Annotated in this window: 13 protein-coding genes; 2 read left to right on the forward strand and 11 right to left on the reverse strand. The window is 28.6% G+C overall.

Going from position 1 to position 16194, the window contains the following annotated elements; all coding sequences use genetic code 11:
• Position 1: 1 nt before the first annotated feature.
• Positions 2–907 (reverse strand): lipoprotein N-acyltransferase Lnb domain-containing protein, encoded by a 906-nt coding sequence (locus tag AVBRAN9331_RS00355; RefSeq protein WP_336612192.1) that lies wholly within the window; start codon positions 905–907, stop codon positions 2–4.
• 51 nt (positions 908–958) lie between these two features.
• Here AVBRAN9331_RS00355 and AVBRAN9331_RS00360 point away from each other — a divergent pair, with 51 nt between their 5' ends.
• The gene (locus AVBRAN9331_RS00360) at positions 959–2038 is read left to right on the forward strand and encodes an Mrp/NBP35 family ATP-binding protein (protein ID WP_214149760.1); all 1080 of its coding nucleotides are present in this window, start codon (positions 959–961) and stop codon (positions 2036–2038) included.
• Positions 2039–2070: 32 nt separating this feature from the next.
• Here the strand turns inward: AVBRAN9331_RS00360 and AVBRAN9331_RS00365 are convergent, their stop codons facing one another.
• Entirely contained in the window at positions 2071–6189 is a 4119-nt protein-coding gene (locus AVBRAN9331_RS00365) for a hypothetical protein (RefSeq protein ID WP_336612193.1), read from the reverse strand.
• A 95-nt stretch (positions 6190–6284) separates the two neighbouring features.
• Here AVBRAN9331_RS00365 and AVBRAN9331_RS00370 point away from each other — a divergent pair, with 95 nt between their 5' ends.
• A complete protein-coding gene (locus AVBRAN9331_RS00370; protein WP_336612194.1) occupies positions 6285–7055 on the forward strand; it encodes a DUF5718 family protein in 771 nt (256 codons plus the stop codon).
• A 4-nt stretch (positions 7056–7059) separates the two neighbouring features.
• On the opposite strand, the gene AVBRAN9331_RS00375 is transcribed toward AVBRAN9331_RS00370, so the two are convergent.
• Genes AVBRAN9331_RS00375 through pheA form a run of 9 tightly spaced genes read right to left on the reverse strand, consistent with a single transcriptional unit; the run spans position 7060 to position 16193 of the window.
• Complete coding sequence (locus tag AVBRAN9331_RS00375) at positions 7060–7434, reverse strand: hypothetical protein (RefSeq protein WP_336612195.1); 375 nt, start codon at positions 7432–7434, stop codon at positions 7060–7062.
• Positions 7434–8291, reverse strand: a complete 858-nt coding sequence (locus AVBRAN9331_RS00380) for a helix-turn-helix transcriptional regulator (protein WP_214115793.1) — start codon at positions 8289–8291, stop codon at positions 7434–7436. The genes AVBRAN9331_RS00375 and AVBRAN9331_RS00380 overlap by 1 nt, the downstream gene beginning before the upstream one ends.
• Positions 8272–9336 carry a 23S rRNA (adenine(2503)-C(2))-methyltransferase RlmN gene (gene rlmN, locus AVBRAN9331_RS00385; RefSeq protein WP_214115794.1) on the reverse strand — a complete coding sequence of 355 codons (1065 nt, stop codon included), beginning with the start codon at positions 9334–9336 and terminating at the stop codon, positions 8272–8274. Before rlmN ends, AVBRAN9331_RS00380 begins: the two co-directional genes overlap by 20 nt.
• On the reverse strand, positions 9333–9842 hold the full coding sequence (locus AVBRAN9331_RS00390; RefSeq protein WP_214115795.1) for a phosphorylase family protein: 510 nt from the start codon (positions 9840–9842) through the stop codon (positions 9333–9335). Before AVBRAN9331_RS00390 ends, rlmN begins: the two co-directional genes overlap by 4 nt.
• Positions 9839–11644: a 1-deoxy-D-xylulose-5-phosphate synthase gene (gene dxs, locus AVBRAN9331_RS00395; RefSeq protein WP_336612196.1), complete on the reverse strand. Its 1806-nt coding sequence runs from the start codon at positions 11642–11644 to the stop codon at positions 9839–9841. Before dxs ends, AVBRAN9331_RS00390 begins: the two co-directional genes overlap by 4 nt.
• Positions 11634–12416 (reverse strand): FliH/SctL family protein, encoded by a 783-nt coding sequence (locus tag AVBRAN9331_RS00400; RefSeq protein WP_214119882.1) that lies wholly within the window; start codon positions 12414–12416, stop codon positions 11634–11636. Before AVBRAN9331_RS00400 ends, dxs begins: the two co-directional genes overlap by 11 nt.
• Positions 12416–13444 (reverse strand): flagellar motor switch protein FliG, encoded by a 1029-nt coding sequence (gene fliG, locus AVBRAN9331_RS00405; protein ID WP_214115798.1) that lies wholly within the window; start codon positions 13442–13444, stop codon positions 12416–12418. Before fliG ends, AVBRAN9331_RS00400 begins: the two co-directional genes overlap by 1 nt.
• A complete protein-coding gene (fliF, locus tag AVBRAN9331_RS00410; RefSeq protein WP_214115799.1) occupies positions 13444–15132 on the reverse strand; it encodes a flagellar basal-body MS-ring/collar protein FliF in 1689 nt (562 codons plus the stop codon). The genes fliG and fliF overlap by 1 nt, the downstream gene beginning before the upstream one ends.
• The gene (gene pheA, locus AVBRAN9331_RS00415; RefSeq protein ID WP_214116008.1) at positions 15129–16193 is read right to left on the reverse strand and encodes a prephenate dehydratase; all 1065 of its coding nucleotides are present in this window, start codon (positions 16191–16193) and stop codon (positions 15129–15131) included. Before pheA ends, fliF begins: the two co-directional genes overlap by 4 nt.
• Position 16194: the final 1 nt, after the last annotated feature.

Raw genomic sequence — 16194 nt, forward strand, 5'->3', positions numbered from 1 at the left:
CTTAAAATGAGTATATAAGACCGATTTTAGCGTAATTTTGATTAGCAATTAAACTTAAACGATAATTTTTATAATCAAAATAAGTATTAAGATTTATATGTTTTTTATCAGCACTAATTTTTATACCAAAATTATCAAAATCCTTTAAATAACCTATGTTTAAGCCGTAATTATTAGCCCCTATAAAAAAACCTTCATAATAATACCCTAAGAAAAAATTAGCAAACACCCTAGCCTTTTTATATCTAATTCCTAATTCAAATTCATAGCTAATCTTTTCGTATTCTCTAATTTTTATAGGGCTAATGTAGTTTTTATTAAAGTTTAATATATTTAAACTATGAGATAATTTATCATTTAGACTAAGAATACTTATCTCAAAATCAAGGCTATTTTTTTTATCATATTCATAAAATAATCCTACTTTATGAAAGTTCTTTTTATAATCAGTATTAAGCGATACAAAACGAATTGGAATTAGGCTTGATTTAAGATTAACACCATAGTTTTTGGCATACATACTTAAAGCTGATGAGCAATTTTTATGCAAAAATGTATAAGTATCATAAATCTCATCTTCGTAAAATAAAGCTGATAGATTGGCTTCTTGGCTATCATCTAAATTAAGCGGATAGCATTTTACTTGTCTTTCATCATCTTCATAAAACTTAATTAATTTATCCTTAGGCAAAATTTGCATAATGCCTTCTACTCCAAAAAGTGCTGATAAATTATCTTTAATATTTAAATTACTATTTAGATTAAAACTAGCCGCTTTATTGTTATAAGCTAAAAATATATGCCCAAACATAGTATCAAGTCGCTTGTAGCTATCACTTACATAACAAACACTAATATCACTTGCTCTTAAAAAAATACTAATAATTAATAAAAATACAAATTTCATCTTATTATTTTACTTTTTTTGTTAGCATAAAAGGTAAAAAAAGGAGAAAAAATGGAAATAATTGAACTATTCAAAAATGTCAAATATCCTAATTTTCAAAAGGATATTGTAAGTTTTGGTTTTGTAAAAAGGTGCGAATTAGCAGGAGATATTATCCTAATGGATATTGAAATTCCAGCTGCAAGTGAGCAAATAGCAAATGCTATTAGAAATGAATGTGAAGCAATAGCTAGAAATAATCATTATAAACTTGAGCTTAAAATCATTCAACCAAAATTAGAAGAGCCAGAAGTAAAAAGACCAAAAATCAAAAATCTAGCTCCACAAATTAAGCATTTTGTAATGATTAGTAGTGGAAAAGGCGGAGTTGGCAAAAGCACAACTACTCTAAATCTAGCATTATCACTTGCAAAACTTGGTAAAAAAGTAGGAGTGCTAGATGCTGATATATATGGTCCTAATATGCCAAGAATGCTTGGTGCTGAAAACGAAAAACCTGTAGTAGTAGGCAATAAAATCCGTCCTGTTAAAGCTTATGGAATTGAGTTTATGAGTATGGGAATTTTAATTGAAGAAGGACAAGGATTAATGTGGAGAGGCTCTATGGTTATGAAAGCAATTGAGCAGCTTTTATGCGATGTGTTATGGAGTGAGCTTGATGTATTATTACTTGATATGCCTCCAGGAACAGGTGATGCACAAATTACTCTAGCTCAAAGCGTGCCTGTTAGTGCGGGAGTTTGCGTTAGCACCCCACAAGCAGTAAGCCTTGATGATAGTAAAAGAGCTTTAGATATGTTTAATAAATTAAATATACCTGTAGCTGGTGTGATTGAGAATATGAGTGGCTTTATTTGTCCTAATTGCGATGTTGAGCATGAGATTTTTGGTAAAGGTGGAGCGCTTAATTTAGCTCATGAATATGATTGCTCTGTTTTAGCTTGTATTCCTATTGATTTATCAATTAGAACGGGTGGAGATAGTGGTAAGCCTATTTCTATGTGTGAGCCAAATTCAATAGTAGCAAAAAGATATGAAGAAGCTGCATTTAAATTAATTGAGTTTTTAAACACTACTAAAGCTGATAATTCTAGTATTCAACCAACGACAAACACTCCGGCTTGTCATTAATAAAAAGAAGGGTTTTTAAACCCTTCTTAAAATTACTTAGCATTTGTAAATTCTAAACTGAACTTACCACCATGTAAATCACTTGTATTATTAAGATTAATTACTTCTTTAATGTATTGCTTTTTAGCATTATCAGGTGTTAGCGTGATAGTTACTTCGCCTGTTTTTGGATTTTTAAAAAAGCTTGAACCATATTCAGCATTAAATGATAATTCATTAATAATAGCACTAGCGTCTTTATCATATAAAGAACTCTTTAAAGGTATTTTTGTTCTTTCGTTTTTCTTATTTAAATAATAAAGCTCTAAATCTGTTGTAGGATTTAAAGTAATTTTGTCAGTATTTGTTACTTTATTATCTTTATAAGTAACATTAGTAAAGATAAATGAGTATTCATTAGCTAAATTAGTGCTAGCTCCATCTAAAGAAACTTTTGATGATTTTAATAATGAAAACTCAGCAACACTTGGCTTAGCTAAACTTGCATTAGTATCTATTGTTTTATTATCTGGAGTTTTTTTGTATTTAGTGTAAGCTAATTCTAAATCTACAGATATTTTATCTTTTGGTGCAGCAAATCCAGCTATAACAGCATTAATGTTATTTGTTTTTGTATCATTATATAAATCTTCTAATTTTTTATCAAAATCTTTATTTAACTTATCTTTTGTAACGATAACTCTATCTACTAGAATTTGATTTGCACCATTAATTGTAGTATTAAAGCTTTTATCCGTATAATTTTCATCAATATTTACTAAATATCTATCTTTAGCTTGTTTATCAGTATTATCAAAATTTAATTCATACTCAAGATTATGGTCTTTGCTAAATTTATGATATACATAATTTAAGCTATTTGTATCCTTAGCACCTAAATTATTAAATACATAATAAATCTTTAAGCTATTATTATCGCCTACTTCACTCTTAAAGAATGTTTTTTCATCTGTAAAGGCATTGTTTATTATAGGAGTTCTTAAAACATATTCCTTAGTGCTAGCAAAATTAATACTTATAGCACTTTTACTATCAATTAAACAACCTACTTTTCCATATTCATCTACTTTATTATTGACAGCATTTGCATTACATAAACCTTTAATACTATCTGGTTTTGTGAATTTACCTTCGTATAATTTAAGTTTTGCATCAGTTGATAATGGGAAATTTACAACTGCGTCATTGATTTTATAGGTATTATTATTGTCTTTTACAAACGCAACTTCATTGCTATCAGATATAGTATTTTTATTAGTTGCATTTAAACTAAAATCATAATTTTTACCTTGACTATCTTCTACACTTAAAGTAGTTTTTGTTAAAGCAAATTCTTCATTTGTTACTATTAGCTTATCATCAGCATCTTTTAATCCTGCATTAAATACTGCTACTTTTCCACCCGCAAGAGCATTTTCTCCAGCTGTAAATGTAGTGCTTGTAGTGTATTCAACTAAAGCAGGTCTTAAACTAAAATCATTAGTGCAATTTCTAGCTTTAACAGGCACTTCAATTAGGCTTTTAGCGTCTTTATTGTTATTATTTTTATTGATTTCTTCTTGAACTTGAGATTTAGAATATATTGTATAGCATACTTTATATCTACCTACTTTTAAATCATCAATTCTAACAACGCCATTATAAAACGGATAAGCACCACTAAATCCTGTTTGAGTAAATATTGGATTACCTACTAAATAATCATTTTCGTGACTAATATTAACTTTACTTGTTCCATTATCATAATAAGTAAGATTTGCTGATTTAATTATTTTATTAGTATTTGCATCTATTACATCAAAAGTTACAAAATTGTCAATATTATTTAATTTATTTGATGATTTTGCACTTTGAATACCTAAATAAACAGGTTTTCCAGCTATTCTAGTATTTGCAGTCGTAGGATTAAAACCTGTGCTAGTGCTGTTTAATACAGGCATTTTATCAGGGTCTTGTTTATTCCAAATAGAACCAAAATCTACATTACTAGCATTAAAATTAATATCACTAATAATTACATAGAACTTACCTGATGATTTAGCATTAATAATAGTATTTGAATTGGTTTCAAAAAATGGTCTATCATCAGCATAAAAACCTCTATCAAGTGTAAGTTCTAATAGTATTGATTCACCAGATTTATACTTAATTGCATCTAATAACCCTTCATCAACTCTTAATGCCATAACATCAGTTGTGTATTCACTTGAAAAATAGCCATTCTTTTCACTATCTTCGCTAATTACTCTAAAGCCACCATCAGTTTTGCTTAATTTATAAGTTTTGTATTTAAAATCTTTAAATTTAAATTTCATATTAGAGCAGTTTTTACCACTACTTATATCGCATTCTTGTTTATTTTCAAAGCCTAATCTATTAAAGTCTAAATCAACGCCTTCGTATGTAAATGATAATTGAGCATTATTATTTACTCCGTATTTAAGCTCTGTTACAACATAAAATTCTTTATCATTAAAGCTACTTGGTAAATTTTCAACTTTTGCTTTTCTAGGAACTAAATTTTTATCAATTTCAGTAGTTTTAGCTCCATCAGCGTCAGGATAAAAATGTAAATAATATCTAGCACCAATTTTGCCATTTGAAGAATTGCCGTATTTTTTCGCATCATCATATCTAAAACTTGTAGGTCTAGTATTTAAAGTAAATATATGCTCTTCACCAGAAGTTGCTCTAGTATAAATATTGCTTCTATCTATTGAGTAATTAGCGATTGCATATTTACCATCTAAACTACTTATATAGTTTTGTAAAAACTCATTAGCTGGTTTATTCCATAATAATTTGCTAGATTGCATAGCTTCAAACTTTGCATAACCATTTTGATTTTTACTTCCATAATATTGTAAATTAATAAAATAACATTTTCCTATCTTATTATTATTACCAAAAGCATTAGAATTATTAATACCTTGATCTAAATTCTTATTAAAAAAAGGAAACACATTATCTTTATTATTAAACTCATTAGTTCCATATAAGCTTATATTTTTTAAAGTAATTGCTTCAGTTATTTTTCTTAGATTATAAGTTTGATAATACAAATCTCTTTTATAGCCTTCCGGATAATGTCTAACATAGGTATCATCCCCTCTAAATTCTGCAGAACCATAAAGGTCTCCACTAATTCCAAAAGGAACTACTTGACCATATTCATTTTTTATCCCACCATATTGAGCCATACCTGTTCTCATATCGTAAACATGGTCACTAGCAGTAGAAGCTCTAAATTGATAGCCTAAACCCCATAAAGAATGGAAAAATCTAACATATTTTCCATGAGCGCTTAAACTATTCCAATCACTAGAACCACAACCTTTACCATTTTTAAAATTACGATTATCCCAGTTATAAATCTGATTACACCAAGGACCTCTATCATTACCACCTGATATTGTTCTTTGAGCTAAAAGAGCCCAACTTTGATACATATTAGAGCGTTTTGAACCTGTTCCTGGTATCATTTGTCCATTTTGTATACCTAGATTTTGATTTACGAAGTTTTTAAAATCATTAGGAAAAGAGCCAAGATTAATATTATCGCTTAGATAAAAACTAAATGGATTGTATTCTTTTTGATTGTTAGCAACTACTAATAATCTACCTGTAGTATTTACGCCAAAATCTTTATATGATTCTTGATAATTTCCTAAGTTGTATTGATATATGGTAGTATCATATTTAATACTTGGGCTTATCTTATCTTTTGAAACATATAATCCTTTATCAAGATTAGCTTTATTAATATTTGCAATAAACTCACTAGCATTTGGAATTTTATTTGTTCCTAAATCACTACTACCATCAACCATACAATACACATTATCTCTATAATTTGCATTATCTGCTTCAGGATTTCCGCTACCATCTTTATAACTATACACTTGCATTAAAGAAGCACAATCATAATAAGCCCAAGCATCACTACCAGGTCTTCCGTGAAGACAACCAATGATTGCATTATCACGACCATAGTTATAAAAGTCTTGTATTAATTCAAGTTTAGTATGTGCAGCACCATACGCATTATCAACATTTCCAATAAAAATACCTTTAATTTTATTTTCTGTTGTTACCATACTCCCGTGCAATACACTTATCGCACATAGGGATAGAAATATCGTTTTTTTCATATTTTCTCCTAAAATAAAAAAAGTATATTTATTTTACATAAAACTTATCAATTAATGCTATAAATTATAAAAATATTTCAATTTAAGGAAAAATAATGTTTAAAGACTATTTATGCTTAGGTGTGATAGGAAATGTTCCTAATCATTTAAATCAAGCTAACGAAGCTAAAGATTTTACTGAATTACATACAAGTGATTTTGCACCTAAAGGTGTGTTTCCATTCTACTCTAAAGATAGTGATAAAGAATATTTAAAGAGATTTTGTATTAGTGAAAATGAGCTTATTTTAGATGGAGATTTTGTTCAAATTGAGCCTGAATTATGTGTAATTTTTAAAGCTTTTTATGAAAATGATAAACTAAGTGATTTAAAACCACAATTTTATGCAGCGTTTAATGACGCTAGTAAAAGAGTAAATGAAAATAAAATATCTTCTAAAAAGAACTTCTCAACTGCTAGTAAAGGTATTGGGAATTTAGTTCCTTTAAATAATCTTGATGAATTAAATGATTATAAAATCCACTGCTATTTAAAAAGAGATAATGAGATAATAAAATACGCAAACGAAGATTATATAAAAAATTATTTTTATTATTCAAATACATTAATCACTTGGCTAATTGATACTATAAATAATCAAATAGACATAGCAACCCTTGAAGATATAAGACCTTTAATATCTAGTAAGCCTGCAAATTTATTGATATGTTTAGGTGCTTTATCTTATACCCCTTTTGGAGAAAAACACTATTTAAAAAATAATGATGAAATATTTGTAGCTATTTCTAAAAATGATGAATTTATAAATGTTAAAGATGGCTCTTGCCTTCATCAAATAGTAAAAAGCAATAATTCTAGTAAATAATTTACTAGAATTTATCTTCTAACTTATCGTAACTTTCTTTTAATTGCAACATTATTAAGCATTTTTCAAAGTCTTTAAAATGTGTTGTATCATCTAAGAGCAAAAAGCATTTTTTTAATAATTCTTTATGTTCTTCATAATCATCGCTTACTAATTTTGCAGCTATACTAAAAGCATTTATTAAACTATTTTTAGTGTTAATTTCTAATAAAATATAAGCAAAATCAATATATCTTAAATCATTATAAGAAATCTTATTTGAGCTTTTTAGACAAAAAATCTCTTCGTTTATTATGCTAAATCCTTCAATATTTACTATGCTAATTTGCTTTTCTTTGCACTCATTACAAATTATTTCAAATATCTTTTGCTTTTGCATTATATATTCTTTAAATATTCTTTAATTCTAGCCTTGCACTCATTTGCTAAGCTTTTTGGCTCAAGAATTTTAATATGTGGAATCCACTTAAAAACCAGCCTAATAATCTCATCTTCATAGCTTGTTTCTGTTTCTATTATGATTTTGTCTAAATGGCTTGAGATTATTCTTTGATTTTTTAATATTGCTCTTTTTAAAAAATATTCTTTAGCAACACAATCTAATTCTAAAATAACATTTGTAATATTATTTGATATAAAACTACTTGAATTATTGTTAATCAGCTCTTGTGTGCTTTCATTTGGGATGAATTCTTCTTGTGTGATTAATAAATTTTTGATTTTATATAAAGTAAAGCTTTTAAGTTCAGCTTCTTCACAAGCTAATAAATACCAAATATCTTGATGATTTACTAATTTATAAGGCATTAGAATTCTTTCTTTTGCATTATAAGTTATTTTAATTTTTACCTTATTTAAAATTGCATTAGTTAAGCTCTCATAAACACTACTAATATCATCAATTTCGTTATTTTTAATATTAGTAATTGGTAGTTCTTTTTGAGTAAAAAGATTGTTTAAAAACTCATCGCTAAGCCTTGTTGGAAGCATAGTAATATCAAATATTTTTATAAGTTTTCTAATCTCTTCGTGATTGCTTTTGATATAAGCTTTATCTAAACTATAATCCCCATTTCTTCTAGCAATTATTGGTAATTTTGATAATCTTTCATTAATATCACGCTGAATAGTCTTAGCATTTACTCCAAATTCTTCAGCTAAATCGTGCTTATTTAATATCTCTTCATTATAAAGTCTTACTAATATTTGAGCTATTCTATATGATGGTTTTTGCATTTTCATCCTCGTTATTTCTTAATTGCCCGCACGCTGCACTAATATCAAGACCTTTGCTTTGTCTAATGGTAGCGTTTTGTCCGTGTGCTTGTAAATAATCTCTAAAAGCAATTACTTTTTCTTCACTTGGGCGTTTATAGATACTGCCTTCGTGTGGGTTAAAATAAATTAAATTTATCTTAGCTTTTATTCCATGTAGTAATTTTACTAAAGCCTTTGCGTGGCTTAAATCATCATTAATCCCACCTAAACATAAATATTCAAATAACACTCTTTTTCTAGCATCTATTGGGAAATTCCTTACCGCATTTAAAACGCTTTCAATATTATAAGCCTTATTAATAGGCATTAATTCATCTCTTAAAGTATCATTTACAGCGTGAAGCGAAATTGCAAGTAATACACCTAAATTCATCTTGCCTAATTCTTCAATTTGCTTTGCAAGACCACTTGTTGAGATTGTTTGACGGCGTGGTGATATTGCTAGAGTATCATTATGAGAAAAGATTTTAATAGCCTTGCTAACTGCTTTTAAATTATCAAGTGGCTCTCCCATACCCATAAAAACTATATTAATACCTTGCTCATAAGGAATTTTTGCGTATTTTTTGATAAATAATACTTGAGCTACTATTTCAGCTGTGCTAAGATTTCTAATAAGCCCACTTTTACCCGTTAAACAAAAGGCACAACCACTTTTGCAACCTACTTGGCTACTTATACAAATAGTGTATTTTGCACTTTTTTTCACACCATTTTCTATTCTTTCTTTTTTCATAGGTAGCAAAACGCTTTCTATTGTGTGATTATCGTGCAAGGAAAATAAGAATTTAATACTCCCATCAATGCTTGTTTGAGCTATTTTTAAGCTAAGTGGCATAATGTTAAATTCATTTTTTAATTGCTCTCTTAGAGCTTTTGATAAACTTGTAGCTTCGCTAAAATCATTTATATATTTTTGATATACAAATTTTGCTAATTCATTATTTAGATATTTTGGACTAAGGTTGTATTCTTCTGGTAAAAAATCTAATAATTCTTTCATAAAAGTCCTTTGTTTTCTAAGTAATTTTCTAGTATTTCATTAGCTTTTGCTATGTTTTTTATATATTCTTCGTGTGCGAATTCATCACAATAATTAGTCGCTACTAAAATTGCACTAGCTGGGATTTTATAATAATTAGCAGTCGCAAAAAAACTAAAACACTCCATATTTTCGCCTAATATCCCGTATTTTTCATTCATTTTCTTAGCGTATTCGTAATTTTTACAAATATAATTAGAAGAATTTAAATTAGAAACTTCATTAGTTTTCATAGGGGTATAAACTAAATCATCTAACATAGCTAATTCAATATTTACAGCACTTTTAAACTCATTTACGCTAAAAAGCTCAATTTCTTTAGTATAAAGCCCCATTGAACCTATAAAAATCAATCTTTTTGGCTGCTTTTTAAGTATTAATTCGCTAAGTTTTATAGCGCAATTACTACCTAATCCAATAGGCTCTGCGTAATCATAAATCTCACTTATTCCTGCACTAACTATCATTTATTGCCTTTAATTTTATTTATAATACTTTTTGCATCAAGCCCTAAGCTTTGCATAACTTCATTTGTATTTCCGTGAGTTATAAACTCATCTTCATATTCATAAGATATTAATTTAATGTCTAAATCATATTCTTTTAAAAAGCTAGAAATTATAGAATTTAATCCGCCTATTTTTGCACTTTCGCTAAAAATATGCCATTCTTTTGAACTCTTAGCAAGATTTAATAAAAACTCTTTATCAAGTGGTTTAGCAAATACTAAATCAATTACATTTGCATTGATTTCTTCACTAACTGCTAAAGCTTTTGCAACGCCTTCTCCAAAACCTAAAAAGCTTATATTAGAATTTACATTTTTAATAAAATGAGTTTTTAAGCTTGGCTCATAGCTCTCATCTAAAGCAAAACTTCCCCTTGGATAGCGAATAGCAATTAACCCAACTTTACTTGTAGCGTATTCAAGCAATAATTTAAAACTTTTAGCATTCGTTGGGGCACAAATTTTAAAATTAGGTATGCAAGATATATATGAAATATCAAAAGCTCCTTGATGAGTTTTGCCATCATTTCCTACAATCCCTGCACGATCAAGTGCAAAAACCATATTAAGATTAAGTATTGCACAATCGTGAATTAAACTATCATAAGCTCTTTGCAAAAAAGTTGAATAAATAGCTACAACAGGCATAAAACCACATTTACTCATAGCTGCCATTGAAGTTACTGCGTGAGCTTCTGCTATTCCTACATCATAAAATCTATTAGGATATTTTGCTATTAATTTATCAATTCCAGTGCCACTTGGCATAGCTGCACTAAGACCTACTATTTTTTCATTTTTACTTGCTAGTTCATCTAAAATATCACTAAAAATTGCCGTTGCACTAGGTTTTTTTGAACTACTTAAACTCTTACCTGTTTTTATATCAAAAGCTCCAACTCCGTGCCAACTACCCTCATCATTTAAAGAATACTCATAACCATAGCCTTTGATTGTTTGAATATGCAATAATACAGGCTTTTTAAGACTTTTTGCTAGATTTAATGCAGTTATTAAATCAGCAATATTATGCCCATCAATTGGGCCAATATATTCAAGTCCTAATTCTTCAAAAAACATTCCAGCAGGAGTGATTAATTTAAATCCATCTTCAAATCTTTTTGCAGTATATCTAGCACCTTCAGGCAAGTATTCAAGCATTGCTTCAACGCCTTTTTTAAATTTTTGATAAATTGGACTTGATAAACTTTTTGATAAAAATCTTGAAACTGCACCAATAGGCTTACTAATACTCATTTTATTATCATTTAAGATAATAATACTTGGATATTTTCTATCTCCTAATTCATTTAAAGCTTCATAAGCTAATCCACAGCCCATCGCCCCATCACCAATAATAGCAATTGGAATTGCATCTTTTTTATTAAGACTAAAAGCCTTTGCAACCCCCGTTGCAATAGATATTGAAGTAGATGAATGCCCTGCTATAAAAAAATCATACTCACTCTCATTTGGCTCGGTATAACCACTAATTCCATTAAATTGTCTTAGATTTTCTAAATTCCTATTTGTTAATATTTTATGTGCGTAGCATTGATGAGATACATCAAAAATTAAAGGATTTTCCTTTATATCAAATAAATGATGAAGAACAACGCTTAGTTCAACCACGCCTAAATTAGACGATAAATGACCGCCGTTTTTGCTAACTTGCTCAATGATTGTAGCTCTTATATCACTACATAATTCTTTTAATTCGTTTTCATTAAGGCTTTTGATATTTTCAATTTTACGCTTCATCTAATATCATACTCCTTGCTTGTGCTAATCTTTCTTTTAAGTTAATTTGAGTATTTAATGTATCTGAATTAATAATCAAACAACCCTTATTAATAGCATCATCAGCTAAGATTTCAATCCTATTTGAGCTTAATTCTTTATTTAAATAATCAAAATCCTTAGGATTTACGCTGATTTTAATCTTAATACTTTTATCAATTCCTTGCATTATCGTATTTGCATAAGCTAGAGCAATTTTTGCTGAACTTGTTTCTAGCTCTTTATTTACTACTTCTTTAGCTATTAAATAAGCAGCTTCGTTTAAATCGCTTTTTGTTTTTTCACAAAAATCACTTAATTCTTGGCATTTATTTTCAAGCTTTTTAATACTATTTGATACATTTATACTAAGCTCGTTTATTTTATCTTCATTTTGAGATTTACCTGCGTTTAAACCTTCTTCATAAGCGTTTTTTTTAGCTATTTCAATCTCATTTAAAAGTCTTTTTTCAAATTCTTCTTCTTGTTTTTCAAGTTTCATTTGAAGTTTTACTACATTATCGCTTAAAGTTTCCATTTTTTTAAGCATTTCTTCATTGATTGGATTTGGTGGCGGTGGTGGTGGCGGAGTAATTTCTTTAATTATTACAGGCTCTTCTTTTATTTCTTGTGGAGTTTCAATAACCTCACTAAGCTGCTCTTCACTTGTATCAGTGTCAAATGAACTTAGAATTTTAAATTTATAATTTTGAATATGATGCTCTTTGGCTTTATTATCAATAATAGTTTTCATCATTCTATCATCTCATCACTTTCGCCTAATTGTATTACTCCGCTTTCATTAAGCTTTTGAACAACTTCAACGATTTTTCTTTGTGCTTCTTCTACATCTTTTACCCTAACAGCACCTAAAAATCCCATTTCTTCATTAAAACTCTCTGCTGCTCTTTGGCTCATATTAGATAAAAACATACCTTTTAAATCTTCCGTGCTTCCTTTTAAAGCTATCATTAAATCTTTTTTATCAGCTACTTTTAATATCTCTCTAATTGCTGTTGTGCCTAATTTAGTAATATCATCAAAAGTAAACATCATATCTTTAATAGTAGTTGCAAGTTTTTCATCAGTTTGCTCTAAATATGCAATAGTTGATTTGCTTGATTTTTGACCTAGACGATTAAGCACTTCAGCAACTGCTCTAGTCCCTCCAACTTCAACTTTATAAGATGTAAGAGATTGTAATTTACTCTCTAAAACGGTTGAAACTCTTTTAATAATACTTGGGCTAATATCACCTAAAGTAGCAATTCTATGGATTACTTCACTTCTTAAATTATCTTCAAAAAACTCTAAAGTCTCAGCTGCTCTAGTAGGCTCCATATGTGCAATAATTAAAGCTATTGTTTGTGGATATTCATTTACGATAAAGTCAGCTAATTGTTGAGGTTTAATATTGCTAAGATAAGAAAATGCTTGATTTCCATCTAAAGTTTTTGCTAATTTTGATAAGATTTTTTCAGCTTCTTCAATCCCATAAGTATTGTATAAAATCTCTTTAGCAAATTCCAAACCACCATTTTTAATATACTGATTTGACTTAAGTAAAGCGTGAAATTCTTCTAATACAGCAGTAGCTACTGCTCTATCGACTTGCTTTGCACTTGCAATATATTTTGTGATTTCAATTACCATATCTGTATCAAGATTTGAAAATATTAGTGTGCTTGGCTCTTCTCCCATTAGAACCAAAAATATTGCAATTTTTTCTAAAATACTTAAATCATTATATAAGCTTTTTTGTTCGTTGCTTAAATTTGCCATTACATTTCCTTTTGAGATTGATTAAATTCAGCATCGTTTTTTAATAAACTTTTAAATAGCATAGCAACCTCATCACTTTTTTCTGTGCTAATAGTTTTTAATTTTTCAAGTAAAATATCATATTGTAATTCATCTTCACTAAATCCAGCGTCAATTCCAAGTTGTTCTTCAACTCTTTTCTTAGCTTGTTGGTATTTTTCTATCGCATCTTCTTCATCATCAGCACCTTCTTCACGCCTAATTTCTTCTAATTCTTCAGGTGTAAATACCTTATCCTCAAGCATTTTCTTAATAAACGGAGATATAACCTTTTTATAAAATATAAACATTAACACCATAGCAAAAATATATTTTGCAGGTGGGATAAACGGCATTATATAGCTTTCTAAGAAATTAGTAATTTTAATTGATGGTGGAACTGGAGCTTTAATATTATTAAATCTAATATTATCAACACTAACACTATCTCCTCTAGTATCATTAAATCCTATTGCGTTTTTTACCAAACCTTGTAATTTTTTAAGCTCATCATCGCTAATTGCTACATATTTTACTTCGCCATTTTCATCAATTTCGTATTTTCCATCTACTACTACTGCTGCACTAATTCTATTTAAGGTTGCAAATTGACCTTTGATGGTTGTAATTTTTTTAGATATTTCATAATTAATTGTGCTTTGATTTTTGCTATAACTTTCTTTATTTTCTCCATCTTCAATGCCTTGAACAGGTCCAATATTTGATATTGCTCCTGGCACTCCGCCTACTTCTTTACCTTTTTTGCCTTCTTTTTTCTCTTCTAAACTTTGCTCACTTCTAGCGACTGAATTTGGGTCAAACACTTCACTTTGACTATTTGCCTTATCAAAATTAAAATCAGCATTAACTCTAGCAACAACTCTATCCCAACCACCAAGAACAGGTGCTAAAACATTTATAATCTTTTGCTCTAATGAATTTTCATATTCTTTTTTATAATTTATTTGTGCGTTTAATTCATCTACATCAAGCCCTACTTCATCAGCACCTAAATTAACTCCATTTTGGTCAATTATTTTAACATTCTCAACACTTAAACCAGCTACTGATGATGCTATTAAATTTTTAATCCCTAAAACTTGCTTTTGACCTAATTTCATACCCATTTTAATATTTAAAACTACTGAAGCTGTTGGTGGCTCTTTTTCTTTTACAAATAAAGATTCTTTACCAAAAGCAATATGAACTGCAGCTTTATTAATAGGATTTAGGCTCTCAATTGTTCTTGCTAATTCGCCTTCTAAAGCTCTTTTAAACTTGATTTTTTGTTCTTCATCAGTAGCTCCAAATTCTTGTTTATCAAAAATCTCAAAACCTACTTTATTATCCTTTAAAATTCCAGCACTTGCCACTTCTAAACGCTGCTTATAAACATCAGCACTTGGAACTAAAATGGTGCTTTCATCTTTTAAAATATAATTTATCTGATTTTTTTCTAATATTGACACAACTGCAGCTGAATTTTTAGTATCTAATTCATCAAATAAAACAGAATATCCAGAGTAGTTTTTATTATTACCAGAATTATATACAAGTAAAAAAACTATAAAAGCAACGGTTGCAATAATGGCTGCTAATATAGTTAGTTTTTGTTTTTTTTCTAAACCCGAATAGAACTTGCCTATTCCTTGTAAAAATTGCTTAATCATTTATCATTCTTTAAATATGAGCCAAGCCATTTTATATTTGTTTTATTTTTTAAGATTTTTTGCACATTCAAATCATCAATATGTCCGTCAAAATCAATAAAAAAACTATATTCAAATTCTTTTTTCTTTAAAGGTCTTGATTCAATTTTAGTTAAGTTGATATTTGCTTCTTTAAACTCATTAAGCAAATCAACTAAAGCACCTGCTTTATGTGCTGTATTTGCTAGAATTGATGTTTTAGAATTGCTTGATTTTTCGCAAGAATGTTTGCTAAGCACTAAAAATCTAGTTTTATTTGCCTTATTATCTTCAATACATTCAAACATTAAAGGCAAATCGCTTAATTTTGCTGCAATTTTTGAGCAAATTGCAGCTGAGTTTGGCGTATCTTTTGCTAATTTTGCAGCAGCGGCTGTGCTTTTTGTAGGGACAAACTCAATGTCTAAAATATTATGAGCTTCTAAGAATTTTTTGCACTGATTATAGCCTTGTGGATGAGAAAAAATCACTTTAATATCTCTTATATCATCAGTTGTGCTTGCGAATGAATGATGAATATCTAAATAATTTTCAGCAAAAATCAAAATATCATCGTATTTTGCAAGACAATCAAGAGTAGCTCCAACTCCACCTTCTGTATTGTTTTCTATAGGAACTACTGCATAAGATACTTCATCGTTATTTAAACTAACAAAAACATCTTCAATAGTAGCAATCTCAATATATTCACTAAGTGCTCCAAACCATAATCTTGCTGCTTGATGAGTATAAGTGCCAATTGGACCTAAAAACGCAACTCTTTGTGGTAATTCAAGATTTCTTGAAATTGCAAAAATCTCTTGATAAATTGCTTTAATTGCGTCTTTTTCTAATAAGCCTTTGCTGTTTTCACTTAGTCTATTTATTATCTCGTTTTCTCTTACAGGACGATAAATTGGACTACCTTCATTATGCTTTAAAATACCAACTTGCTTTACAAATTCCATTCTTTGATTTAATAATTTAATTATTTCATCATCAATTTTATTTATATTTTGTCTAATTTCTTCTAAATTCATAATA

The organism is Campylobacter sp. RM9331 (genome assembly GCF_020137685.1).
Lineage (GTDB): Bacteria > Campylobacterota > Campylobacteria > Campylobacterales > Campylobacteraceae > Campylobacter_E.

What these genes read in the sequence shown, in the direction of transcription:
- AVBRAN9331_RS00365 (WP_336612193.1), bottom strand. Translation starts at nt 6,189, where the DNA reads ATGAAAAAAACGATATTTCTATCCCTATGTGCGATAAGTGTATTGCAC.
- fliG (WP_214115798.1), bottom strand. Translation starts at nt 13,444, where the DNA reads ATGGCAAATTTAAGCAACGAACAAAAAAGCTTATATAATGATTTAAGT.
- AVBRAN9331_RS00355 (WP_336612192.1), bottom strand. Translation starts at nt 907, where the DNA reads ATGAAATTTGTATTTTTATTAATTATTAGTATTTTTTTAAGAGCAAGT.
- dxs (WP_336612196.1), bottom strand. Translation starts at nt 11,644, where the DNA reads ATGAAGCGTAAAATTGAAAATATCAAAAGCCTTAATGAAAACGAATTA.
- AVBRAN9331_RS00360 (WP_214149760.1), top strand. Translation starts at nt 959, where the DNA reads ATGGAAATAATTGAACTATTCAAAAATGTCAAATATCCTAATTTTCAA.
- AVBRAN9331_RS00375 (WP_336612195.1), bottom strand. Translation starts at nt 7,434, where the DNA reads ATGCAAAAGCAAAAGATATTTGAAATAATTTGTAATGAGTGCAAAGAA.
- fliF (WP_214115799.1), bottom strand. Translation starts at nt 15,132, where the DNA reads ATGATTAAGCAATTTTTACAAGGAATAGGCAAGTTCTATTCGGGTTTA.
- AVBRAN9331_RS00390 (WP_214115795.1), bottom strand. Translation starts at nt 9,842, where the DNA reads ATGATAGTTAGTGCAGGAATAAGTGAGATTTATGATTACGCAGAGCCT.
- AVBRAN9331_RS00370 (WP_336612194.1), top strand. Translation starts at nt 6,285, where the DNA reads ATGTTTAAAGACTATTTATGCTTAGGTGTGATAGGAAATGTTCCTAAT.
- AVBRAN9331_RS00400 (WP_214119882.1), bottom strand. Translation starts at nt 12,416, where the DNA reads ATGAAAACTATTATTGATAATAAAGCCAAAGAGCATCATATTCAAAAT.
- rlmN (WP_214115794.1), bottom strand. Translation starts at nt 9,336, where the DNA reads ATGAAAGAATTATTAGATTTTTTACCAGAAGAATACAACCTTAGTCCA.
- AVBRAN9331_RS00380 (WP_214115793.1), bottom strand. Translation starts at nt 8,291, where the DNA reads ATGCAAAAACCATCATATAGAATAGCTCAAATATTAGTAAGACTTTAT.